At 61.7% G+C, this 23,165-nt stretch carries 25 protein-coding genes and 1 pseudogene; 21 read left to right on the top strand and 5 right to left on the bottom strand.

What is annotated here, in order from left to right; translation table 11 throughout:
* From GIW04_RS08665 to GIW04_RS08680, 4 genes and pseudogenes are all read left to right on the top strand, one after another.
* A pseudogene (locus GIW04_RS08665) lies at positions 1-625 on the top strand (hypothetical protein); the annotation flags it as partial.
* Positions 626-734: 109 nt separating this feature from the next.
* Positions 735-2,084 carry a UDP-N-acetylmuramate:L-alanyl-gamma-D-glutamyl-meso-diaminopimelate ligase gene (mpl, locus tag GIW04_RS08670; RefSeq protein ID WP_120248779.1) on the top strand — a complete coding sequence of 450 codons (1,350 nt, stop codon included), beginning with the start codon at positions 735-737 and terminating at the stop codon, positions 2,082-2,084.
* The gene (gene ubiX, locus GIW04_RS08675; protein ID WP_003194503.1) at positions 2,081-2,710 is read left to right on the top strand and encodes a flavin prenyltransferase UbiX; all 630 of its coding nucleotides are present in this window, start codon (positions 2,081-2,083) and stop codon (positions 2,708-2,710) included. Before mpl ends, ubiX begins: the two co-directional genes overlap by 4 nt.
* Positions 2,703-2,987, top strand: a complete 285-nt coding sequence (locus GIW04_RS08680) for a YceK/YidQ family lipoprotein (protein WP_120248839.1) — start codon at positions 2,703-2,705, stop codon at positions 2,985-2,987. The genes ubiX and GIW04_RS08680 overlap by 8 nt, the downstream gene beginning before the upstream one ends.
* A 144-nt stretch (positions 2,988-3,131) precedes the next feature.
* Here the strand turns inward: GIW04_RS08680 and GIW04_RS08685 are convergent, their stop codons facing one another.
* The 3 genes from GIW04_RS08685 to GIW04_RS08695 form a co-directional block, all read right to left on the bottom strand.
* Positions 3,132-3,773, bottom strand: coding sequence for an oxidoreductase (locus tag GIW04_RS08685; protein ID WP_014720096.1), 642 nt, complete (start codon positions 3,771-3,773; stop codon positions 3,132-3,134).
* Positions 3,774-3,802: 29 nt separating this feature from the next.
* Positions 3,803-5,521, bottom strand: coding sequence for a C13 family peptidase (locus GIW04_RS08690; RefSeq protein ID WP_003194498.1), 1,719 nt, complete (start codon positions 5,519-5,521; stop codon positions 3,803-3,805).
* A 196-nt stretch (positions 5,522-5,717) separates the two neighbouring features.
* Positions 5,718-6,173, bottom strand: a complete 456-nt coding sequence (locus tag GIW04_RS08695; protein ID WP_003194496.1) for a MaoC family dehydratase — start codon at positions 6,171-6,173, stop codon at positions 5,718-5,720.
* A 184-nt stretch (positions 6,174-6,357) separates the two neighbouring features.
* On the opposite strand from GIW04_RS08695, the gene GIW04_RS08700 reads away from it, so the two are divergent.
* The 4 genes from GIW04_RS08700 (at position 6,358) to GIW04_RS08715 (ending at position 8,353) form a co-directional block, all read left to right on the top strand.
* Positions 6,358-6,711 (top strand): CidA/LrgA family protein, encoded by a 354-nt coding sequence (locus GIW04_RS08700; protein WP_003194494.1) that lies wholly within the window; start codon positions 6,358-6,360, stop codon positions 6,709-6,711.
* A complete protein-coding gene (locus tag GIW04_RS08705; RefSeq protein WP_032895141.1) occupies positions 6,708-7,424 on the top strand; it encodes an LrgB family protein in 717 nt (238 codons plus the stop codon). Before GIW04_RS08700 ends, GIW04_RS08705 begins: the two co-directional genes overlap by 4 nt.
* Before the next feature lie 22 nt (positions 7,425-7,446).
* Positions 7,447-8,037, top strand: coding sequence for an LON peptidase substrate-binding domain-containing protein (locus GIW04_RS08710; protein ID WP_120248780.1), 591 nt, complete (start codon positions 7,447-7,449; stop codon positions 8,035-8,037).
* A 100-nt stretch (positions 8,038-8,137) separates the two neighbouring features.
* Positions 8,138-8,353, top strand: a complete 216-nt coding sequence (locus GIW04_RS08715) for a hypothetical protein (RefSeq protein WP_003194488.1) — start codon at positions 8,138-8,140, stop codon at positions 8,351-8,353.
* On the opposite strand, the gene GIW04_RS08720 is transcribed toward GIW04_RS08715, so the two are convergent.
* Together GIW04_RS08720 and GIW04_RS08725 are read right to left on the bottom strand one after the other, a co-directional pair.
* Positions 8,347-9,663, bottom strand: coding sequence for a bifunctional DedA family/phosphatase PAP2 family protein (locus GIW04_RS08720; protein WP_094774253.1), 1,317 nt, complete (start codon positions 9,661-9,663; stop codon positions 8,347-8,349). The genes GIW04_RS08715 and GIW04_RS08720 overlap by 7 nt on opposite strands.
* Positions 9,664-9,819: 156 nt before the next feature.
* The gene (locus GIW04_RS08725; RefSeq protein WP_034133843.1) at positions 9,820-10,503 is read right to left on the bottom strand and encodes a DNA-3-methyladenine glycosylase; all 684 of its coding nucleotides are present in this window, start codon (positions 10,501-10,503) and stop codon (positions 9,820-9,822) included.
* Positions 10,504-10,678: 175 nt separating this feature from the next.
* Here GIW04_RS08725 and GIW04_RS08730 point away from each other — a divergent pair, with 175 nt between their 5' ends.
* The 13 genes from GIW04_RS08730 to GIW04_RS08790 all read left to right on the top strand — a co-directional run bounded on the left by GIW04_RS08730 (position 10,679) and on the right by GIW04_RS08790 (position 23,165).
* A complete protein-coding gene (locus GIW04_RS08730; protein ID WP_003194482.1) occupies positions 10,679-11,944 on the top strand; it encodes a glutamate-5-semialdehyde dehydrogenase in 1,266 nt (421 codons plus the stop codon).
* Positions 11,944-12,588, top strand: coding sequence for a nicotinate-nucleotide adenylyltransferase (gene nadD, locus GIW04_RS08735; protein ID WP_003194480.1), 645 nt, complete (start codon positions 11,944-11,946; stop codon positions 12,586-12,588). The genes GIW04_RS08730 and nadD overlap by 1 nt, the downstream gene beginning before the upstream one ends.
* Before the next feature lie 66 nt (positions 12,589-12,654).
* A complete protein-coding gene (rsfS, locus tag GIW04_RS08740) occupies positions 12,655-13,149 on the top strand; it encodes a ribosome silencing factor (RefSeq protein WP_003176298.1) in 495 nt (164 codons plus the stop codon).
* Between the two features lie 9 nt (positions 13,150-13,158).
* On the top strand, positions 13,159-13,626 hold the full coding sequence (gene rlmH / locus GIW04_RS08745; RefSeq protein WP_003176297.1) for a 23S rRNA (pseudouridine(1915)-N(3))-methyltransferase RlmH: 468 nt from the start codon (positions 13,159-13,161) through the stop codon (positions 13,624-13,626).
* Between the two features lie 15 nt (positions 13,627-13,641).
* Entirely contained in the window at positions 13,642-15,540 is a 1,899-nt protein-coding gene (gene mrdA / locus GIW04_RS08750) for a penicillin-binding protein 2 (RefSeq protein WP_003194477.1), read from the top strand.
* 31 nt (positions 15,541-15,571) lie between these two features.
* Positions 15,572-16,675 (top strand): rod shape-determining protein RodA, encoded by a 1,104-nt coding sequence (rodA, locus tag GIW04_RS08755; RefSeq protein ID WP_044268991.1) that lies wholly within the window; start codon positions 15,572-15,574, stop codon positions 16,673-16,675.
* Positions 16,676-16,692: 17 nt separating this feature from the next.
* The gene (gene mltB / locus GIW04_RS08760) at positions 16,693-17,703 is read left to right on the top strand and encodes a lytic murein transglycosylase B (RefSeq protein ID WP_003194472.1); all 1,011 of its coding nucleotides are present in this window, start codon (positions 16,693-16,695) and stop codon (positions 17,701-17,703) included.
* Positions 17,703-18,707 carry a septal ring lytic transglycosylase RlpA family protein gene (locus GIW04_RS08765; RefSeq protein ID WP_014720084.1) on the top strand — a complete coding sequence of 335 codons (1,005 nt, stop codon included), beginning with the start codon at positions 17,703-17,705 and terminating at the stop codon, positions 18,705-18,707. The genes mltB and GIW04_RS08765 overlap by 1 nt, the downstream gene beginning before the upstream one ends.
* Positions 18,708-18,890: 183 nt before the next feature.
* Positions 18,891-20,048: a D-alanyl-D-alanine carboxypeptidase family protein gene (locus GIW04_RS08770; RefSeq protein WP_120248781.1), complete on the top strand. Its 1,158-nt coding sequence runs from the start codon at positions 18,891-18,893 to the stop codon at positions 20,046-20,048.
* Positions 20,049-20,133: 85 nt separating this feature from the next.
* Complete coding sequence (locus tag GIW04_RS08775; protein WP_005791752.1) at positions 20,134-20,415, top strand: DUF493 domain-containing protein; 282 nt, start codon at positions 20,134-20,136, stop codon at positions 20,413-20,415.
* Positions 20,415-21,062 carry a lipoyl(octanoyl) transferase LipB gene (lipB, locus tag GIW04_RS08780; protein WP_003194464.1) on the top strand — a complete coding sequence of 216 codons (648 nt, stop codon included), beginning with the start codon at positions 20,415-20,417 and terminating at the stop codon, positions 21,060-21,062. Before GIW04_RS08775 ends, lipB begins: the two co-directional genes overlap by 1 nt.
* A 25-nt stretch (positions 21,063-21,087) precedes the next feature.
* Complete coding sequence (gene lipA, locus GIW04_RS08785; protein WP_161794304.1) at positions 21,088-22,089, top strand: lipoyl synthase; 1,002 nt, start codon at positions 21,088-21,090, stop codon at positions 22,087-22,089.
* A gap of 155 nt (positions 22,090-22,244) precedes the next feature.
* Complete coding sequence (locus tag GIW04_RS08790) at positions 22,245-23,165, top strand: S66 peptidase family protein (RefSeq protein ID WP_120248782.1); 921 nt, start codon at positions 22,245-22,247, stop codon at positions 23,163-23,165.

Consider the following 23,165-nt stretch of genomic DNA (forward strand, 5'->3'; position numbering starts at 1 on the left):
GGTCAAGGCGGGCGTTATTTCTACATCGCCCTCTACCGGCAAGATGATTAAGGACGCGTTCATCAACGCAGGCATCAATGGCATGGTCAGCGCGCCGATCAATGTGGGCGCATATGCCGGGTCCGTGGCTGCGGGGGAAGCGATCAAGGGCCAATACGTACCGTCGCCAGTGGCGCCACCGCCACCGCATTTGCCTGGCGTTGTGCAGGCCGATCAGAAGCCAGCGCCGCCAGCCGTTACGCCATCCACACCCGATGAGCCTGCGCCTGGGGCCACACGCCATCTGGATCGCATAGAAAAAGTGATGGTGGAGTTTGCCAATCTCATCATCACGCTGGCGGGAAACACCGGAGACCGGCTTGTCATGGGCGACGACTGGCCCAAGGAGCGCGGGGCACGCATGAGTAACCTTGAGCAGTTACTGGACGTTTCAGAAACCCATATGAAACAACTGGCCGAGGACAACGAGCTGATTTTCAAACCTCACGTCGAGTCGCAAACGTCCCCTGGTACCGGTGGCCGCTTAGGCGCGATCGAGCGTCGGTACCACGTCTTGAAAAAAACCGCTGACCGAATCATGACCTTGAAAGGCGCTGAGCTTAACAACGCGGGCACCAAGGTTTAAGTCATCCCTTTTGCCCGCCGGATCCTACCGGCGGGCGTTTCGCCCTCAGCTAATGCGTGCGAACTTTCCCACCCTACGCTAACCTGCCTCGATGTTTACGAGGTCGACTATGCACATTCATATTCTGGGTATCTGCGGTACGTTCATGGGTTCGATGGCGGTTCTGGCCAAAGAGCTGGGCCATCACGTAACAGGCTCCGATGCCAATGTTTATCCACCCATGAGCACGCAGCTACAGGCGCAAGGGATTGAGCTGACCCAAGGTTACGACCCCGCGCAATTCGACCCGGTGCCGGACCTGGTCGTCATCGGCAACGCTATGTCGCGCGGCAACCCGGCGGTGGAATACGTACTGAACAATGGCTTGCCTTACGTCTCCGGCCCCCAGTGGCTGGCCGACCATGTGCTGCAAGGCCGTTGGGTCCTGGCAGTGGCGGGCACTCATGGTAAGACCACCACCAGCAGCATGCTGGCCTGGGTGCTGGAACATGCGGGCATGAGCCCGGGCTTCCTGATTGGCGGTGTGCCGCAGAACTTCTCGGTGTCGGCGCGCCTGGGTGAGACACCGTTTTTTGTGATCGAGGCCGATGAATACGACAGCGCCTTTTTTGACAAGCGCTCCAAGTTCGTCCACTACCGCCCGCGCACGGCGATCCTCAACAACCTTGAGTTTGATCACGCGGATATCTTCCCCGATCTGCCGGCGATTGAGCGGCAGTTCCATCACTTGGTGCGCACCATTCCCAGCGAAGGCCTGGTCATTCATCCCACCACCGAGCCTGCGTTGCAGCGTGTGATCGACATGGGCTGCTGGACCCCGGTGCAAACTACCGGCGCGGGTGGGCAGTGGCAGGCCAGGTTGCTCAGCGACGACGGTTCGCGGTTTGAAGTGCTGTTCGAAGGCCAGGCCCAAGGCATCGTCGACTGGGGCATGACTGGCCAGCACAACGTGGCCAACGCCTTGGTGAGCCTGGCTGCCGCTCGGCATGTCGGCGTGGTGCCGGCCATGGGCATCGCCGCCTTGAGCGCATTCAAGAGTGTGAAGCGGCGCATGGAGAAAGTCGCCGACGTGAAGGGGATTACCATTTACGACGACTTTGCCCACCACCCAACCGCAATTGCCACCACCCTGGATGGCCTGCGCAAGCGCGTGGGCGATGCGCAGATCATCGCCATCGTCGAACCGCGTTCCAACTCCATGAAGCTCGGCGCGCACCGTGATGGCCTGCCTGAAAGCGTCAACGATGCCGACCAGGTGGTGTGGTATGCACCGGCCAACCTTGGCTGGGATTTGCCCGCGATTGCTGCGCTGTGCACCGTACCCTCGACAGTCTGCGATTCGCTCGAAGGCATCATTGAGCAGGTGAAGTCCTTGGCCCAGCCCGGCACGCACGTGGTGGTCATGAGCAACGGCGGCTTCGGCGGCCTGCACGGCAAGCTGGCCGAGGCACTGAAATGAGCGGGCCGGAACGCATTACCCTGGCGATGACCGGCGCATCCGGTGCGCCCTATGGCCTGCGCCTGCTCGATTGCCTGGTGCGTGAAGACCGTGAGGTGCATTTTCTGATCTCCAAGGCGGCGCAGTTGGTGCTGGCGACCGAGACCGATGTCGCGCTGCCGTCCAAGGTGCAGACGATGCAGGCGTTCCTTACCGAGTACACCGGTGCGGCGGCGGGGCAGATCAAGGTCTACGGCAAAGAGGACTGGATGTCGCCGGTGGCTTCAGGCTCCGGTGCGCCGGCGGCCATGGTGGTGGTGCCATGTTCCACCGGCACCTTGTCGGCGATTGCCACGGGCGCCTGCAATAACCTGATCGAACGGGCGGCAGACGTGACCCTGAAGGAGCGCCGCCAATTGATCCTGGTGCCGCGCGAAGCGCCGTATTCGAGCATTCACCTGGAGCACATGCTCAAGTTGTCGAATATGGGCGTGACCATTCTGCCCGCGTCGCCTGGCTTCTATCACCAGCCGCAGACCATCGATGACCTGGTGGACTTTGTGGTGGCGCGCATTCTCAACCTGTTGAACATTCCCCAGGACATGCTGCCGCGTTGGGGTGAGCACCATCTGGGCGGCGATGAATAAAGCGCTGCTGCTGTTGATGGCGCTGCAACTTACCGGCTGCGCCACGGCGCGCACGCTGGATGCGGCGCAAGCGGGCGCACCGGTGGTGTATGCCGGCACGCGGCTGGATCTGTACGCGATCAATGGTGGCTGCTGCGCCAAGGACCGCTTTGGTGCCGAGGCCCCGAGCTATCCCCATCTCGACCTGCCGGCTAGTGCGTTGCTCGATACTTTGTTGTTGCCACTGTCGGTGTTGACGGTGCTGGGTGTGGGCTTCAACGCTACGGGCGGGCTGTAAGACAGTGGCTGCCTGGGTTGGATCGTTCCCACGCTCCGCGTGGGAATGCAGTCGGGGACGCTCCGCGTCCCAAGCATGACGCAGAGCGTCATAACCGGCGTTACCACGCAGAGCGTGGGAACGATCAGTACCAGACCTGCATCATTACTTGCCGAGCTTGCGCAACTCGTCCGACTCCACCACCCGCACGCCATCCTGTTCTTCCAGCGCCAGGCGCCACATGGCGCGGGCCAGTTCGCAGACTTCAATACCGTGGTACTTGCCCGGAATAAGCCGTGACAAAGGTCCGGCCAACTGCTCGGCCAGGCGCGGTTCCAGTCGCTCACCCAGCAGCAGCGACGGACGTACGATGGTCAACTGCGGCCAGTCTTGCGCTCTGAGCGCCAGTTCCATTTCCCCCTTGACCCGGTTGTAAAACACCGAGGATTTCGGGTCGGCGCCAATTGCGCTGATCACGATCAGATGCCGCGCGCCCAGTTCCCGTGCGCGCTTGGCGAAGGCCACCACCATGTCCAGGTCGACCGCACGGAAGGCCGCTTCCGAGCCGGCCTTTTTGATCGTGGTGCCCAGGCAGCAGAAGGCAATATCCACGCGGCCGCTCAGTTGCGGCAGGAACACCGCCGGGTCGCCCACCGGGTTTTCCAGGCGTGGATGTTCAGCCAATGGTTTGCGGCTGGGTGCCAGCACGCGGGTCACGGTGGGTTCGTTGAGCAGGCGGTCGAGCAGGTGTTCGCCAGTGAGGCCGGAGGCCCCGGCCAGCAAGATATGCTGCGGTGTCAGGTACATGGTGTTTCCCCCTTGTTACACGTTACAGCTTAGTTGCCTTTGGCTTCCTTGCTATTCATTGAGACGCTTTCGAGCGCCTTTCGTGCCTGCTGTTTACGTAATAATTGCCAATGGGCGATCACGCCCTTAGGCGCCCAGATCTGCGGTTCGGAGGCTTCGAAATTGTCCGCCTGTTCGCGTTCGGCCACGTGCAGTTGTGCCAGTTTGAAGGCGTGTTGCAAATCGTCCGTTTGGTTGAAAGCTTGTGCGAAAAGGGCATCCCCGAAGTAGGTGAAGTCTGCTTCTTCCGAGCAGCCGAACGACACGCGGTCCGCGCGGGAGGCGGTCATGATCAGGGTGCGCTCATCTTTGAGTGCGGGTATGAAGCCGCCGGAGTAACACGCGGAGATCACGATGACCTTGTCACGGTTTTTCAGTGGTGCGAGCACAGCGGCCAGCTCATCGGCGGGCAGGTCGGCCAGTTCCATGCGCGGTTGGTCGAGCACCAGTTCATGCTCATGGGTGCCATGGCTGGTCATGTAAATGAACACCAGGTCTTCCGGCCCGGTCCGTTCGGCCAGGGTTTGTACCGAGCGGCGCAGGCTTTCGCGAGTGGCCAGGGGGCGGTCGGCGATATGGTCGCGGTGGTTGACCAGGCGCACCTGTCCGCGAGCACCAAAGCGGGTGGCAAGCAGATTGCTGACGTAATCGGCCTCGCGCAAGAACACGCTTTGCTTGCCGTCGCCCGCCAGCACCAAGGAGTACAGCTCCACGGCCGGGGTGGACGCCGGTACGGCCGCCAGGGCGTCGTCGAGCAAGCGGCCTTGGGCCAGTATGCCGGTCTCCAACGGGTCGGGCAGCAGCTTGCCCTCGGCGTCGCGCACGCGCAGGCCGTTGACCCAGGTGCCGGACTGCACGGTGCCGTCGGTGAGGACGAGCGTGCCACGGCCTTGATAGTTGTCGCTGTCGAAGCCACCGATATAGAAACTGCCATCGGTGAGGTTCAGGCGCCCTTCGCCGGTAAAGCGCCAGTCACTGAACTGACCGACATAGTGGCTGCCATCGACCCCGATCAATTCGCCTCTTCCGGTCAGCGCGCCTTCCTTGAACTGGCCGATCCACACATCGCCGTCGGCGTTCTCATAGCGGCCTTTGCCGTTGAGCTGGTTCTGCTTGAATTGGCCGACATAGATATCGCCCTCGGCGCTGTTGAAGGTGCCATTGCCTTCCAGTTGGCCATCGACAAAACGGCCGCTGAACTGGTTGCCACTGTCGTCATTGCGCTGGCCTTCGCCATTGGGCTTGCCGTGGGCGAACTGGCCCTGGTACTGGCTGCCGTCGGCCAACTCCAGGCGGCCGAGGCCTGAGTACTGGTCGTCCTGGAATTCGCCGCGATAGGTCATCTGCCCCTCTTTGAGGGTGCCTTCGCCGTTGCGTCGACCGTTTTTGAAGCCGCCCACGTAGCTGCTGCCCGAAGTGGTCAGGCTGCCCTGGCCATCAAACAGGCCCTGCTTGAATTCGCCTTTATAGACTTCGCCATTGCTGCCATGCCATTCGCCCTGGCCGTGCCACTGGCCTTTGTCGAACTGGCCGGCGTACCAGCTGCCATTGGGGTAGTCCACACGGCCTTGGCCTTGCAGCAAGCCGTTGACCACATCGCCACGGTAGCGGCCGCCATCGGGCAGGCGCGCATCGGGCGGCAACAGCGATTCGCCGTCTCCGCAAGCGGTGAGCAACAGGGCAAGGGCAAGGGGAGCGAGTGGGCGCATAGCGGGATCCGGATAATTGAGCGCCGAGTATGCCGTAGCCGGGGTGCCGAACCTAGTGGTCTATGCGCAGGATCCATTACCTGTAGGAGCGGGCTTGCCCGCGAAAAACTCACAGGCGCCGCATTTATTCAGCCAGCACGCGTTATCGTTGACGACCTTCGCGAGCTAGCTCGCTCCTACAGTGGGGGTGTGGTGGTTATACGAAGCACAGTGACAGTGACTCGGCAATGTAAGCCGGCTTCTCCTGGCCTTCGATTTCCAGGGTGGCGGTGGCCTTGAACAGCCATTGGCCGGGCTTCTTCTCGGTGACGTCAGTGAGGGTGACGTTCAGGCGCACCTTGGAGTTCACTTTCACCGGCTGGATAAAGCGCACGCTGTCCAGGCCATAGTTGACGGCCATCTTCAAGCCTTCGGGCATGATCAGGATGTCTTCCATCAGCTTGGGCATCAGCGACAGCGACAGGAACCCATGGGCGATGGTGCTGCCGAACGGGGTTTGCGCGGCCTTGACCGGGTCGACGTGGATGAACTGATGATCGCCGGTGGCCTCTGCGAACAGGTTGATGCGCGCCTGGTCGATGGTGAGCCATTCGGAACGTCCCAGTTCCTTGCCGACGTAATCTTTGAGCTGCGCTACGGGTACATAGGGCATTGCGTCTCTCCTTGGTTCATCATTTTTGCCCATCGATAACGGGCGTTTTTATCGGTAACAGAGAACCAATGTAGATCATCATGGGCAATCAGCCCGGTCAACCCAACATGCTTTTGGCGAATGCCGGAGCATAGGGCGGGCATGCTTATATAATGCGCGCGAGCTTTGAGGGGGAGAGAGCGGGATGCTGTTACGTGGCCTGACCTGGCTGGTGCTGTTTCAACTGATCGGCACCGCGATCAATCATTTGCTGGTGCCGGTGCTGCCGGGGCCGATCATCGGCTTGTTGCTGATGCTGGGCTTTCTGGTCTGGCGCGGTGAAGTCGGCGAGCCCCTGAGCCTGGCGGCCGGCAGCCTGTTGCGTTACCTGCCGCTGCTGCTGGTGCCGCCGGCCGTGGGGGTGATGGTGTACGCCAAGGACATCGTGGCGGATTTCTGGGCCATCGTCGGGGCGTTGGTGTTGTCGCTGGTGATCGCCATGGGCTTTGTCGGTGTGCTGATGCAGCAGATGGTCAAGCGCAAGGAGAAGGACCAATGATCCTTGACTGGCAGGGCGCCTGGACGGCGGTCATTCATCATCCGCTGTTCGGTATCGGTATTACCCTGGGCGCCTATCAACTGGTGCTGGCGGGGTTCGAGAAAACCCGCTGGATCTTCCTGCAGCCGGTGCTGGTGTCGATGTTGCTGGTGATTGGCGTGCTGCTCACCTGCGGCCTGAGTTACGCCGAATACCGCAAGAGCACCGAGATCATGGGCATCCTGCTGGGGCCTGCGACCGTGGCCTTGGCCGTGCCGCTTTATCTGAACCTGCGACGGATTCGGCAATTGTTCTGGCCGATTTTTACTACGCTGGTGGTAGGCGGGGTGTTGGCCACTGGCCTGTGTGTGGCGTTGGGGTGGTGGTTCGGGGCCGAGCACCGGGTGCTGATGACCATGGCGCCCAAGTCGGTGACCTCGCCGATTGCCATGCTGGTGGCCGAGCAGATCGGCGGCGTGGCGGCCTTGGCAGCGGTGTTCGTGTTGATCACTGGGGTGGTCGGCGCGATGATCGGCCCAGCGCTCTTGACGCGCCTGGGTGTACGCAGCCCCGAAGCGCGCGGCATGGCCTTGGGCATGACCGCCCACGCCGTCGGTACTTCGGTGGCCCTGCAGGAAAGCGAAGAATGCGGCGCCTTCGCGGCGCTGGCCATGAGTTTGATGGGCGTGGCCACGGCGGTGTTCCTGCCGTTGGCGGTGTCGGTCATTGTTTAAACCAGGTTTTAAGGAAACCGTTATGAGTCTGGCGCTATTCCCCCTCAACACTGTGCTGTTCCCAGGCTGCACCCTCGACTTGCAGATATTCGAGGCGCGCTACCTGGACATGATCGGCCGTTGCATGAAAAAGGGCGAAGGCTTTGGTGTGGTGTGCATCCTGGATGGCTCAGAGGTGGGCATGGCCCCTGACGGTTATGCGCTTGTCGGTTGTGAAGCGCTGATTCGTGACTTCAAACAGCAGGACAACGGCCTGCTGGGCATTCGCGTCGAAGGGGGGCGTCGTTTCCGCGTGCATGAGACCGACGTACAGAAAGACCAATTGCTGGTGGCCGACGTGCAATGGCTGCAAGAGTTGCCGGACCAGCCGCTGGGCGAAGAAGACGCCGACTTGCTGGCGTTGCTTGAGGCCCTGGCCGAGCACCCGATGGTGGCTTCGCTGGACATGGGCGGTGACGTCGAAGGCCAGCAAGCCCTGGGCAACCGGTTGGCCTATCTGCTGCCGTTTACCGAGGCCGACAAAATCGACTTGCTGCAACTGGACGACCCACAGCAACGGCTGGATGCGATCCAGATGTTGCTCGATGAACTGCAGGGCGAGCTGTTCACCTGAGGTTCGGATTTGCCTGACAGAGCTTTCAGACTTTGCTCGGTCGTCTCCACGGTGTCGCCTGCACTATTTTCCGATCACACAACAATGATCGGAGATAACCATGATTCGGCTGACACCCTCGGAACAAGTCGCGTGGGACGCTTATTTCGTCAGCGTGACCACGCAATTACTCCAACAGGAAGCCACGCGGGGCGCGGAGTACATCGCCGAACGCGCCGCCGAAGTGGCCGATGAGATGCTACTGGAGCGCCGCGAACGTTGCGTTGAACGGCGCAGCGCCTCCGTGGATTGGATCGGCCCGGCCAAGGGTCAGTAGGCGTACCTGAGCAGGGCGTGGGGCGTGCCGGTAAAGGCGATAAAACCGAGCACGGCCACCACGGCGGGCAGCACCAGCCACCAGGCTTTTTGCGTCATGGCTGGCAATGGGCTGCGGTACTCGATTGCCGTCAGGCTGAACGCACATACGGTCATGGCCAGCAACGTGCCGGCCAGGATGTCCGTGGGCCAATGGGCGCCCAGGTAGACCCGCGATAAGGCAATGAACGCCGCCGGAATGCAGCCCAGCAGCATCCAGGTCAGGCGCAGCCGCGTGGGTTGACCGCGACCGGCCAATACCGCGAGCGCCAGGAAGAAGGCAAAGGCGCCGGAGGCATGGCCGCTGGGCATGCTGAAGCTGGTCAGCGGGTCGGTGAGGATTTCCGGGCGGCCACGGGCGAAAAACAGCTTGGTGCCGGTGTTGATCACTGCCGCGCCAGCGAGGGTGGCGCCGACAAACACGGCGTGGCGCCATTGCCGCGCTAGCAGCAACAGGCCAGTGAACACCGCGCTGGCGAAAAACATCTTCTTGAACTCACCCAGTTGGGTGACCCGTACCATCACTTCATCCAGCCACGGGCTGCGATGCTCCTGCACCAGGGCGCTCAGGCCTTGGTCGAAGTCATTGAGGTGGGGATAGCCGATAAACAACGCGATCAACAACACCAGACTGGCACAACCGATCCACAAGGTGGCGCGCCGATGTTCGCGCCAACTGCTGTTCAAACTCAGCCCCAGCAGCACCGCCAGGCACGCCGCGATAATCGCCGCTTCCGGCCAGAAACCTTCCGGCAATGGCAGGCGGAACGCGGCGCCGGCGGCCCAGCCCGGCAGCAGATAGGCCACGGTCCAGCCCGCTGCGGCAATGATGCTCACGGCGGCGAAGCGCGGGAAGGGCATGTCGCACATACCCGCCACCATCGGCAGCATAGGGCGCAATGGTCCGATGAAACGCCCGACCAACAGGCTGGCAATCCCGTACTTGTGGAAGTAGGTTTCTGCGCCGTTCATCCATTCAGGATGCTGGCGCAGGCCGGGCAGGCGCCGGATGTTCTGATGGAAATGGCGGCCCAGATAATAGGAAACGCCGTCGCCCAATAAGCCACCGAGGAAGCCCAGCAGCAGGGTTTCACTCAGCGACAGCGCACCGCTGCCAGCCAGCGCAGCGATTGCAAACAGCAATACCGTGCCTGGCACGATCAACCCGGCAATCGCCAGACACTCCACACACGCGACAATAAACACCGCCGCTGCCAGCCATTGTGGGTTGAGGGTCAACCAGCCGGTGATGCTATCGAGCCATTGGCCCATACAATCCACTCCATGCATACAAAACAGAATTTGAGGCGGTGAAATTCAACTGTGGGAGCTGGCTTGCCTGCGATGGCTGCGGCATGGCCAGCATGGAAGTTGCCTGACACACCGCTATCGCAGGCAAGCCAGCTCCCACATGGGATGTGTTGCGCGTTAAATCAAAAAATAATCCCGGCCTTCGACCTGCCCCCGACGCATCGGGTTCCGCGTGCAATAAGGCGCATAGCCAGCATCGACGAAGCGGTACATCAAGTGCTCATCGCGCCCGCTGGGGATACCCAGGCGCGTGGTCTGGATAATCTGCGTGGGCACCTGGCCTACGTCTTCGACATACAGCAGTTCCTGATCGAAGCGCTTGGCATCCCACATCGGCACTTTCAGGCCCAGGGCCTTGCACAGCAGCGTCTGGCCCGCACACAGTTTTTGCGAGGGGCGTGGGCTGCCATCGGGGTTGGGGTTGTTCAACAGCATCTGTGCCAGGCTCGCCGCGCCGGAAATGTCGTCGACCCAGGGATAGGCCGATTTGATCAACACGGCATTGCCCGGGCCGTGGGCGCTGAAGTTCAGCGAATCACCGCCACGGGCGTAGTACATGTAGATATGGCCACCATCCAGAAACAAAGCCTTACGCTTTTCTGTGTAGCCGAGTGAGGCGTGGCTGCCTTTTTCGGCCACGTAATAGGCTTCGGTTTCAATAATTCGCGCCGAAAGCCAGAGATCGCCCACGCGATGGCGAATGACTTTTCCGAGTAATTCGCGCGCAAGCAGCTGGGCGTCACGGTCGAAGAAGCTATCGGGCAGGGGGCTGGCGGGGAGCAGGGGCGAAAAGTCGGGCATGGCGGTCAAGGGTAGATACGGCTAAATGTGACCGAATCATAACAACTCTCACCTTAATTACGCCTGAACCTGGGGTTTTTACAGTTCATTTCGACCATCCGCCCCTCACCGCTGTCAGTCGGGCGGCGTCACAGCTATAATCTGCCGCTTTCCTCTTTGCCAAGACTCCCTGACTATGACTGAGTCCGTTCTTGACTACATGACCCGCCTGGGTCGCGCTGCCCGGCAGGCCTCGCGGTTGATCGCCCGTGCGAGCACCGCGCAGAAGAACCGTGCGCTGCTGGCGGCTGCCGATGCTCTGGATGCTTCGCGCTCCGAGCTGACCGCCGCCAACGAACTGGACCTGGCCAATGGGCGCGCCAATGGCCTGGAGCCAGCCTTGCTGGACCGCCTGGCGCTGACCCCGGCACGTATCGACGACATGATCGAAGGCCTGCGTCAGGTGGCCAAGCTGCCTGACCCCATCGGTGAAATTCGCGACATGCGCTACCTGCCGTCGGGCATCCAGGTGGGCAAGATGCGCGTGCCCCTGGGCGTGATCGGCATCATCTATGAGTCGCGCCCGAACGTGACCATCGACGCCGCGAGCCTGTGCCTCAAGTCGGGCAACGCCACTATCCTGCGTGGCGGTTCCGAGGCGATCAATTCCAACCGCGCCATCGCCGCCTGCATCCAGCAGGGCCTGGCCGTGGCCGAGTTGCCGGCTGAAGTGGTGCAAGTGGTGGAAACCACCGACCGTGCTGCCGTGGGCGCGCTGATCACCATGCCGGAATTCGTCGACGTGATCGTGCCGCGGGGTGGCAAGAGCCTGATCGAGCGCGTCAGCCGCGATGCCAAGGTGCCCGTTATCAAGCATCTGGACGGCGTCTGCCATGTGTTCATCGACATCGCCGCCGACCTCGACAAGGCGATCCGCATTGCCGACAACGCCAAGACCCACCGCTACGCGCCGTGCAACACCATGGAAACCCTGCTGGTGCACGTCGGCATTGCCGAGCGCGTGCTGCCGCCGCTGGCCGCCATCTACCGTGACAAGTCGGTAGAACTGCGCGGTTGCGAGCGCACCCGTGCGCTGCTGGGCGCGGACGTCATCGAGGCGACCGAGCAGGACTGGTACACCGAGTACACGGCCCCGATCCTGTCGATCCGCATCGTCGATGACCTGGACCAGGCCATCGAACACATCAATACCTATGGCTCCAAGCACACCGACGCCATCGTTTCCGAGCATTTCAGCGATGCCCGGCGTTTCCTCAACGAAGTGGATTCCGCTTCGGTGATGGTCAACGCCTCGACGCGTTTTGCTGACGGCTTCGAGTACGGCCTGGGGGCGGAGATCGGTATTTCCACTGACAAGCTCCACGCACGCGGCCCGGTGGGCCTGGAAGGGCTGACCAGTGAGAAGTACGTGGTGTTTGGCGACGGTCATGTGCGCACTTGATGACTAAACGCATCGGGCTGCTCGGTGGTACTTTCGACCCCGTGCACATCGGCCATTTGCGCAGTGCCCTGGAAGTTGCGGATGCCCTTGCGCTGGATGAGCTGCGCCTGCTGCCCAATTTTCGGCCGCCCCATCGCGACACGCCGCAGGTGGCCGCAGAGCAGCGCCTGGAAATGGTGCGTGTTGCCGTAGAAGGTATATCGCCGCTGGTGGTGGACGATCGCGAACTCAAGCGCGATAAACCGTCCTACACTATCGACACCCTGGAGCTGATGCGCGCCGAATTGGCCGCAGATGACCCACTGTTTCTGCTTTTGGGCTGGGACGCATTTTGCGGCCTGCCCTCTTGGCACCGCTGGGAGGAACTCCTCCAGCATTGCCACATCCTGGTTTTGCAACGCCCGGATGCCGACAGCGAACCGCCGGATGCCTTGCGCAACCTGCTGGCCGCGCGGTCGGTAAGTGACCCCTTGGCCCTGACCGGGCCGAACGGGAATATTGCATTCGTCTGGCAGACCCCGCTTGCGGTGTCTGCCACCCAGATCCGTCAACTGCTGGCCAGCGGGAAGTCGGTACGTTTCCTGGTGCCTGACGCGGTCCTGGCCTACATCGATGCGCACGGGCTTTACCGTGCGTCGAACTGAAAAGGCGCGCTTGAACGCACGAACCGTGCAGCAAGCGCCCGAACATACGAGCAAAACGAGTTTTATATGACGAACAAAGACGTAAGCAAAGTTAAGCGCAAAGGCACCTTCAAAAGCGCACCGCTGCCGGTTGAAGCCCATGTTGGCCCGGAACTGGCTGGCGAAGAGCTGGTGAAAGTCGCCGTGGCTGCCCTGGAAGACGTTAAAGCCCAGGACATCCAGGTGCTGGACGTGCGCGACAAGCAGAGCATCACCGACTTCATGATCATCGCCACCGGTACCTCCAACCGCCAGATCGGCGCGATGCTGGACAAGGTTCGCGAAGCCGTCAAAGCCCAGGGCGTCAAGCCACTGGGTGAAGAAGGCAAGGGCGACAGCGACTGGGTGCTGCTGGACATGGACGATGTGATCGTTCACATGATGACCTCCAACGCTCGCCAGTTCTACGACCTGGAGCGTCTGTGGAAAGGCGCCGAGCAGAGCCGTGCCGCCGATGGCAAGCACCACAGCCCGGAAGTGGGCCACGCGCACTTCGACAAGCTCAACAAAGACCAGGAATAAGGAACGGCTGTGCGCCTGCGTCTGATCGCTGTCGGTTCACGCATGCCCAAGTGGGTGGAAGAAGGCTGGCACGAATATGCCAAGCGTCTGCCCGCTGAGCTGTCGCTTGAGCTGGTGGAAATACCGCTCAATACCCGGGGCAAGAACGCCGACGTGGCGCGCTTTATCCGTCAGGAAGGCGAAGCCATGCTGGCCAAGGTCGGCCCCAATGAGCGCATCGTCACCCTTGAAGTGCACGGCAAGCCCTGGAGCACCGAGCAACTGGCGGTGGAACTGGATCGCTGGCGCCTGGATTCGCGCACGGTCAATTTCATGGTCGGCGGCCCGGAAGGGCTGGCGCCGGAAGTCTGTGCGCGGGCCGATCAGCGCTGGTCGCTGTCGGCGCTGACGTTGCCGCACCCGTTGGTAAGGATTCTGATCGGTGAACAGCTGTATCGCGCCTGGACAGTCCTGTCCGGGCACCCTTACCACAAATAGTCTGCGCCGCCCCCGATGACCCAACCGATCCGCATCAAGGACCACGAGAAAGACGCACGTCTGGTACGCGCGCGGGTGGTGTTCGGTGCTGTTTTGGTGGTGGTGCTGATGTGCGTGCTGATTGCGCGGCTGTATTTCCTCCAGGTGATCCAGTACGACTATCACTCCACGCTGTCGGAAAACAACCGGGTGCATGTGCAGCCGATTCCCCCGACCCGTGGGCTGATCTTCGACCGCAATGGCGTGGTGGTTGCCGATAACCGGCCCAGCTTCAGCCTGAGCATGACCCGTGAACGCTCCGGCGATTGGAAGCAGGTCCTTGATGTCATCGTTGAGGTGCTGCAACTGACGCCGGAAGACCGGGTGGTCTTCGAGAAACGCATGCGCCAGGGGCGCCGGCCGTTCGAGCCGGTGCCGATTCTGTTCGAGCTGACCGAAGAGCAGATCGCCCGCATTGCGGTGAACCAGTTCCGCCTGCCAGGTGTGGAAGTGGTGGCGCAGTTGGTGCGGCATTACCCGCAAGGGCCGCACTTTGCGCACTCCGTTGGCTACATGGGGCGGATCAACGAGAAAGAACTGAAAACCCTCGACCCGATCAACTACAGCGGCACCCACCATATTGGCAAAACCGGCATCGAGCGCTTCTATGAGGCCGAGTTGCATGGCCAGGTAGGTAACGAGGAAGTCGAGACCAATGCGCGTGGCCGCGTATTGCGCGTGCTCAAGCGCACCGATCCGGTGCCGGGCAAGGACATTGTCCTGAGCCTGGACATCAAGTTGCAGGAAGCTGCCGAGATGGCCCTGGGCGGTCGGCGGGGTGCCGTGGTGGCGCTGGACCCGAAGACTGGCGAAGTGCTGGCGATGGTCAGCCAGCCCAGCTTCGACCCCAACCCGTTTGTGACTGGCATCAGCTTCAAGGCCTACGCCGAGCTGCGTGATTCCATCGACCGGCCACTGTTCAACCGTGTGTTGCGCGGCCTGTACCCACCGGGCTCGACCATCAAGCCGGCGGTGGCGATTGCCGGCCTGGATGCTGGCGTGGTCACGGCCTCAAGCCGGGTGTACGACCCTGGCTATTACATGCTCCCCAACTACGACCACAAGTACCGTAACTGGAACCGCTCCGGTGACGGCTATGTCGACCTGGATACCGCGATCATGCGCTCCAACGACACCTATTTTTACGACCTGGCCCACAAGCTGGGGATTGATCGGCTGTCTGCCTACATGGGCAAGTTCGGCCTCGGTCAGAAAGTCTCCCTGGACATGTTCGAAGAATCACCCGGCCTGATGCCGTCGCGGGAGTGGAAGCGTGCGACCCGTCGCCAGGCGTGGTTCCCTGGCGAAACGCTGATCCTGGGTATCGGCCAGGGCTATATGCAGGCCACGCCGCTGCAGCTGGCCCAGGCCACGGCGCTGGTGGCGAACAAGGGCGTGTGGAACCGACCGCACCTGGCCAGGACCATCGAAGGCGAAAAGCCGGTGGACGACAATCCGATTCCGGACATCGTGCTGCGTGACCCGTCCGATTGGGCCAAGGTCAACCACGGCATGCAGCAGGTAATGCACGGCGCTCGCGGTACCGCACGCAAGGCGGCAATCGGCGCGCAGTACCGCATTGCCGGCAAGAGTGGTACCGCTCAAGTGGTCGCGATCAAGCAGGGCGAAAAGTATGACCGCTCCAAGGTGCAGGAACGCCACCGCGACCACGCCTTGTTTGTCGGCTTTGCCCCGGCCGAAGACCCGAAAATCGTGGTGGCCGTGATGGTCGAGAACGGCGAGTCCGGCTCCGGCGTCGCGGCCCCAGTGGTACGCCAGGTGATGGACGCCTGGCTGCTGGCCGACGATGGCCGGCTCAAGCCCGAGTATGGCGGCCCCCCTTCAAGCCCCGAGGTTACGGCCCGTGAAGAGTAATTTTGACCGCATCCTCTCCAGTGAAGATGTGATGCGTCGCCGTGCGACGTTGCTGCAACGCATGCACATTGATGGCCCCTTGCTGATCCTGCTGCTGACCCTGGCGGCCGGCAGCCTGTTCGTGCTGTATTCGGCCAGCGGCAAGAACTGGGACCTGCTGATCAAGCAGGCGTCCTCGTTCGGCCTGGGTTTGCTGTCGATGGTGGTGATCGCCCAATTGGAGCCGCGCTTCATGGCGCGCTGGGTGCCCTTGGGCTATGTCGCCGGCGTGTTGCTGCTGGTGGTGGTGGACGTCATGGGCCACAACGCCATGGGCGCCACACGCTGGATCAACATCCCCGGGGTGATTCGCTTCCAACCGTCGGAATTCATGAAGATCCTGATGCCGGCCACCATTGCCTGGTACCTGTCCAAGCGCACCTTGCCGCCGCAGCTCAAGCATGTGGCGATCAGCCTGATCCTGATCGGCGTGCCCTTCGTGCTGATTGTGCGCCAGCCGGATCTGGGCACCTCGTTGCTGATCCTCGCCGGTGGCGCGTTCGTGTTGTTCATGGGCGGATTGCGCTGGCGCTGGATCCTCAGCGTGCTGGCCGCCGCCGTGCCCGTGGCAGTGGCCATGTGGTTCTTCTTTATGCACGATTACCAGAAGCAACGGATCCTCACGTTCCTCGACCCGGAGAGCGACCCGCTGGGCACCGGCTGGAACATCATCCAGTCCAAGGCGGCCATTGGTTCCGGCGGGGTATTTGGCAAGGGCTGGTTGCTGGGCACCCAGTCCCACCTGGACTTTTTGCCCGAGAGCCACACCGACTTCATCATTGCGGTGATGGGCGAGGAGTTCGGGCTGGTGGGCATTTGCGCGTTGTTGCTGATTTATCTGCTGTTGATTGGTCGCGGCCTGGTGATCACTGCCCAGGCGCAAACGCTGTTCGGCAAATTGCTCGCGGGCAGCCTGACCATGACTTTTTTTGTTTACGTTTTCGTCAACATCGGTATGGTCAGTGGCCTGCTGCCGGTGGTTGGGGTGCCGTTGCCATTCATTAGCTACGGCGGAACTTCGCTGGTGACATTGCTGTCAGCGTTTGGGGTTTTGATGTCGATTCATACGCATCGCAAGTGGATCGCACAGGTTTGAATAAGGTGAAGATGTCAATGCAAGTAATGCGCGGCTGGGCGACTCGGCATGCGACCTGGATGGGCCTGATCGGGCTGCTGGGGGCAACGCAAGAGGCGCGGGCCGGTGACTACGATGGCTCTCCCCAGGTTGCCGAATTTGTCGGTGAGCTGACCCGCGACTACGGTTTTGCCGGTGAGCAACTGATGGGCGTGTTCCGTGAAGCCCAGAAAAAGCAGGCGATCCTCGACGCCATCTCCCGGCCCGCCGAACGCGTCAAGCAGTGGAAGGACTATCGCCCGATGTTCCTCACTGATGCGCGCATCGCGCGCGGCGTGGATTTCTGGCGCCAGCACGAGGCAGTCCTCGCTCGCGCCGAGCAGGAGTACGGCGTGCCAGCCCAGGTGATCGTCTCGATCATCGGCATCGAAACCTTCTACGGGCGCAACACCGGCAGCTACCGGGTGATCGACGCCTTGTCGACCCTGGGCTTCGATTACCCGCCCCGCGCCGAGTTCTTCCGCAAGGAACTGCGCGAATTCCTGTTGCTGGCCCGCGAAGAGCAGGTCGACCCGCTGAGCCTCAAGGGCTCCTACGCCGGGGCGATGGGCTTGCCGCAGTTCATGCCCAGCAGCTTTCGCGCCTATGCGGTGGATTTCGACGGTGACGGGCACATCAATATCTGGAGCAACCCCGACGATGCCATCGGCAGCGTGGCCAGCTACTTCAAGCGCCACGGTTGGGTTGGCGGCGAGCCGGTGGTTATCCGCGCCGATGTCACGGGTGAGCGCGCCGACGAAGGCCTGACCCAAGGTATCGAACCGGTCAAGACCGTTGGGGAGTTGCGAGCGCTGGGCTGGTCGAGTCAGAATGCGCCACGCGATGACATGCCGGTGACGGCATTCCGCCTGGAAGGTGCAAATGGCCCTGAATACTGGATGGGCCTGAAGAATTTCTACGCAATCACGCGTTATAACCGCAGTGTGATGTACGCCATGGCCGTGCATCAGCTGTCAGATGAGCTGGTTCAAGCACGGGGCAACAAGTAATGCGGGTATCGCCGTTCAAAAAACCGCTCAAGCTGGTGGCGTTCGCCGCGTTGTCCTTGTTGGTAGCCAGTTGTTCCACCACCCCTAACCGTGCGCCGGCCAAGAAGGCGGGCGGTGCAGTAGTCCGCGCCCAGCCGGGCCTGGACATCAACCGCGCGCACAAAGACGGCGCGCCGTGGTGGGATGTGGATGTGTCGAAGATCCCGGACGCCACGCCGACCCTGCACACCGGCCCGTACAAGGCCAACCCCTATACCGTGCTGGGCAAGAATTACTTCCCGCTGCAGGAATCCAAAACCTACGTGCAGTCGGGCACCGCGTCCTGGTACGGCACCAAGTTCCATGGCCAGAACACCGCTAACGGCGAAGTGTATGACCTGTATGGCATGAGCGCGGCCCACAAGACCCTGCCGCTGCCCAGCTATGTGCGCGTGACCAACCTGGACAACAATCGCACCGTGATCCTTCGGGTCAATGACCGTGGGCCGTTCTATTCGGACCGCATCATCGACTTGTCCTACGCGGCCGCCAAGAAACTCGGTTACGCCGAAACCGGCACCGCACGGGTCAAAGTCGAAGGCATCGACCCGGCGCAGTACTGGGCCCAGCGTGGCAAGCCGGCGCCGTTGATGCTCAACGAACCGGCTACCCCGCAACCGCAAGTGACGGCCTCGACCGGCAAGATCGAGCAGTGGACGCCGCCGCCGGCGCAACATGCTCCGGATACTGTCGTCGTCCCTCACGCGGCACCGGGCGCCTCGATGGCGGGCGGGCAATACCTGCAGGTCGGCGCTTTCGCCAACCCGGATGCGGCAGAACTGTTAAGGTCCAAGCTCAGCGGTATGGTCAGCGCGCCAGTCTTCATCAGCTCCATCGTGCGTAACCAGCAAACCTTGCACCGTGTACGCATGGGCCCGATCGGCTCGCCAAGCGAAGTGGCGCAAGTGCAGAACAGCGTACGCCTGGCCAACCTGGGGCAACCCAGCGTGGTCACCGCAGAATAAGCAGTAACGGTTTGATGGCTCAGGCGCGCCTGCGCGCTTGAACCCTGGTTGTTGGCTCGTTGAACAATAAAAACCCAGGGGCAAGGGGTGAGCAGGCAACCGAACACGTGACAGTCTGGAAGCGGGCTGTCTGAATAGTTTTGCCCGCGAGGGCAAGTTTCCATAAGCAATTTCGAGAGACGGATGAACATCACCACCTTAGCCAAACGCACGTGCCTGCTTATCTCGCTGATCATCACCCCGGCCGCCTGGGCGGTTGAAATGGTGCCGGCCTCCCCGCAACTGGCCGCCAAGTCGTGGGTCCTCATGGACGCCGCCAGTGGCAACGTGCTGGTCGAAAACGGCGGTGATGTACGCCTGCCGCCTGCCAGCCTGACCAAGCTGATGACCGCTTACATGGCGACCCTGGAAATCCGTCGCGGCCAGATCGGCGAGAACGACCCGGTGACCGTCAGCGAAAACGCCTGGCGTACCGGTGGTTCGCGGATGTTCATCAAGGTGGGTTCGCAAGTCACCGTGAGCGACCTGCTGCACGGCATCATCATCCAGTCCGGTAACGACGCCAGCGTCGCCCTGGCCGAGCACATCGCCGGCAGCGAAGACGCCTTCGCCGACATGATGAACAAAACCGCCGGTGAGTTGGGCATGACCAACAGCCACTTCATGAACCCAACTGGCTTGCCAAACCCAGAGCACTATTCGTCGGCTCACGACATGGCGATCCTGGCGCGCGCGATCATCCGCGTTGACCCGGTGCACTACGCGATCTACTCCCAGAAGGAATTCTTCTGGAACAACATCAAGCAGCCTAACCGCAACCTGTTGCTGTGGCGCGACAAGACCGTCGATGGCCTGAAGACCGGCCACACCGACGAAGCCGGCTACTGCATGGTGTCGTCCGCCGTACGTGATGGCCAGCGCCTGATCGCCGTAGTATTCGGCACCAACAGCGAGCAGGCCCGTGCGGCCGAGACGCAAAAACTGCTGACTTACGGCTTCCGCTTCTTCGAAACCCAGACCTTCTACCAGAAGGGTGCTGAACTGGCGACCGCGCCGGTGTGGAAGGGCTCGACTTCGCAAGTCAAGGCCGGCCTGGCCGACGACCTGACCCTGACCATGCCTAAAGGCCAGCTGAAAAAGCTCGCCGCCAGCATGACCCTGAACCCGCAATTGGTTGCGCCAATCGCCAAGGGTGATGTGATCGGTAAGGTCGAAGTGAAGCTGGACGACAAGGTGGTGCACAGCGCCGACCTGATCGCGCTGGACGCTGTCGAGGAAGGTGGTATCTTCCGCCGCGTATGGGATAGCATCCGTCTATTCTTCTACGGCTTGTTCAACTGATTGTGTGCACCTGCAAAGCCCCGCGTTGATCCAGCGCGGGGCTTTGCCCGTCGCCACGGCTTAGCGCTTACGAGGCTGTTCTGCCATGACCGATAAAGACGTAGAAGTAAAGGCGCCAAAGATCGAATTTCCTGTGACGGATTATCCCGTCAAGGTGATCAGCGATACCGGTGTCGGCCGCAAGGACAAGATTCTCGAAATCGTGCGCAAGCACGCGACGATCAACGACAACCGCGTGGACGAGCGCCAAAGCTCCACCGGCAAGTACACCACGATCCAGTTGCACATCGTTGCGACCGATCAAGACCAGCTCTACAACATCAACAGCGAACTGCGGGCCACCGGCTTCGTGCACATGGTGCTGTGATGTCGCACGTTCTGGGCTTTCGCGAGCTCGGCCAGATGGCCTACGAGCCGGTCTGGCATGCCATGCAGCGCTTTACCAATGAGCGCGGCACCTCGGCCCCGGATGAGATCTGGCTGGTGGAGCACCCGCCGGTCTTCACCCAGGGCCAGGCTGGCAAGGCCGAGCACTTGCTGCTGCCGGGTGATATTCCGGTGGTGCAGGTCGACCGAGGGGGTCAAGTGACTTACCATGGGCCCGGTCAACTGGTGGCTTACCTGCTGCTGGACGTGCGCAAGCTGGGGTTTGGCGTGCGCGACCTGGTCAGCCGCATGGAGACGTGCCTGATTGAGCTATTGGCCAGTTACGGCGTGACCGCCGTGGCCAAGCCCGATGCACCGGGTGTGTACGTGGATGGCGCGAAAATCGCCTCCCTGGGGCTGCGCATTCGCCACGGTTGTTCCTTTCATGGCCTGGCCTTGAATGTGGACATGGACCTGGCGCCGTTCCGGCGCATCAACCCATGCGGTTACGCCGGGCTTGCGATGACCCAGTTGAGTGACCATGCAACATCCATAGAATTTGCCGAGGTAAGTGCCCGGCTGCGCGCGCAGCTCGTCAAACACCTCGACTATGCAGAGCAGACGACCCTGACGGGCGGAATCGATTGATATGACTACTGATGTTGTGCAAACCATGATCCCGACGCTGGACATCACTGAGCGTCCAGCCCCGGCCCCGCGTGCCAAGGTGGAAGCCGGCGTCAAGCTGCGCGGCGCCGAGAAGGTTGCACGCATCCCGGTCAAGATCATCCCGACCACCGAACTGCCGAAGAAACCTGACTGGATTCGCGTGCGTATCCCGGTTTCGCCGGAAGTCGACCGTATCAAGTCGCTGCTGCGCAAACACAAGTTGCACAGCGTATGCGAAGAAGCGTCCTGCCCGAACCTGGGCGAATGCTTCTCTGGCGGCACTGCCACCTTCATGATCATGGGTGACATCTGCACCCGTCGTTGCCCGTTCTGCGACGTCGGCCACGGCCGTCCGAAGCCATTGGACGTCAACGAGCCAGAAAGCCTGGCCATCGCCATCGCCGACCTGAAACTCAAGTATGTGGTGATCACCTCGGTAGACCGCGACGACCTGCGTGACGGCGGTGCCCAGCACTTTGCCGACTGCATCCGCGAAATCCGCAAGCTGTCGCCCAACGTGATGCTCGAAACCCTGGTGCCGGACTACCGTGGCCGTATGGACGTGGCGCTGGAAATCACCGCCGCCGAGCCGCCGGATGTGTTCAACCACAACCTGGAAACCGTGCCGCGCCTGTACAAGGCTGCGCGCCCGGGTTCGGACTACCAGTGGTCGCTGACCCTGCTGCAAAAATTCAAGCAGATGATGCCGCACATCCCGACCAAGTCCGGCTTGATGCTGGGCCTGGGTGAGACCGACGAAGAAGTCATCGAAGTCATGAAGCGCATGCGCGAACACGACATCGACATGCTGACCCTGGGCCAGTACCTGCAACCGTCCCGCAGCCACTTGCCGGTGCAGCGCTTCGTGCACCCGGACACCTTCGCCTGGTTCGCCGAGGAAGGCTACAAGATGGGCTTCAAGAACGTGGCCTCGGGCCCGTTGGTGCGCTCTTCGTACCACGCCGATGAGCAGGCCAAGCTGGTCAAGGCGAGCCTGGTTTCGTAAGTCGCACCGCAAAAGCGGTGTGCAAATGCTGGCCTGTGTGGGAGCTGGCTTGCCTGCGATAGCATCACCTCGGTGTCACTGATACACCGAGGCGCATGCATCGCAGGCAAGCCAGCTCCCACATTTCGTTCTGCGTCATATAGGGAGAACCATGGATGACCGCCGCCGTACCCGCACTGCCCCCCGAAGGCACCCTCGGCCTGATCGCTCCCGCCGGCCCTGCCGAGTTGGATGTTGAAAAAGCCAGGCAATGGATGCGTGCCCGTGGCTACGACCTGCATATTTTCCCCGGCGTGTACGAGCGCGACGGCTACCTGGCCGGTAGCGATGAAGTGCGCCTGCGGGATTTGCATGCCGCCTTTGCCAACCCCGATATCGATGCCATCCTTTGCCTGCGTGGCGGCTATGGCACGCCCCGTTTGCTCGACGCGCTGGACTTCGACCTACTGCGTGCCAACCCCAAGCCGTTCGTGGGCTACAGCGATATCACCGCCTTGCACCTGGCGATCAACCGCTACGCGGGCTTTGTGACATTCCACGGCCCGATGCTCAATGCCGACCTGCTCGGCGGCAAACAGCCGCCCACCGAGTCCTCCTTGTTCAGCCTGCTACGTGGCCAAAGGGGCGCCGGCAGTGTGCTGCCGCACCCGATGGCCTACCCGCTGACCACAATCGAGCCAGGTGTGGCCTGTGGGCGCTTGCTGGGCGGTAACTTGTCGATGATCGCCGCGGTCATGGGCACGCCGTACGAAATAGACGCTGACGGCATCATCCTGTTTATCGAAGACGTCAACGAACCGCTCTATCGCATCGACCGTCTGCTGACCCACCTGCGCCTGGCTGGCAAGCTGGCTCAGGTCGCCGGTGTGCTGGTAGGGGATGTGGCTGGTGTGGATAGCGGGGCATTGGCACGTCTGCTGAAGCAGACCTTTGAGCCGCTGTGCATTCCAGTGCTGGCAGGCTGGCGCAGTGGGCATTGCGACCCGAACCTGACATTGCCGATGGGCGCCTTGGTGCGCCTGGATGCGGGGGAGCAGCGGGTGGTGTTGGAGCAGGATGTAGTGTTCAAGGCCTGA

It is taken from the genome of Pseudomonas sp. PA-4-8C (assembly GCF_021606625.1).
Lineage (GTDB): Bacteria > Pseudomonadota > Gammaproteobacteria > Pseudomonadales > Pseudomonadaceae > Aquipseudomonas > Aquipseudomonas lactis.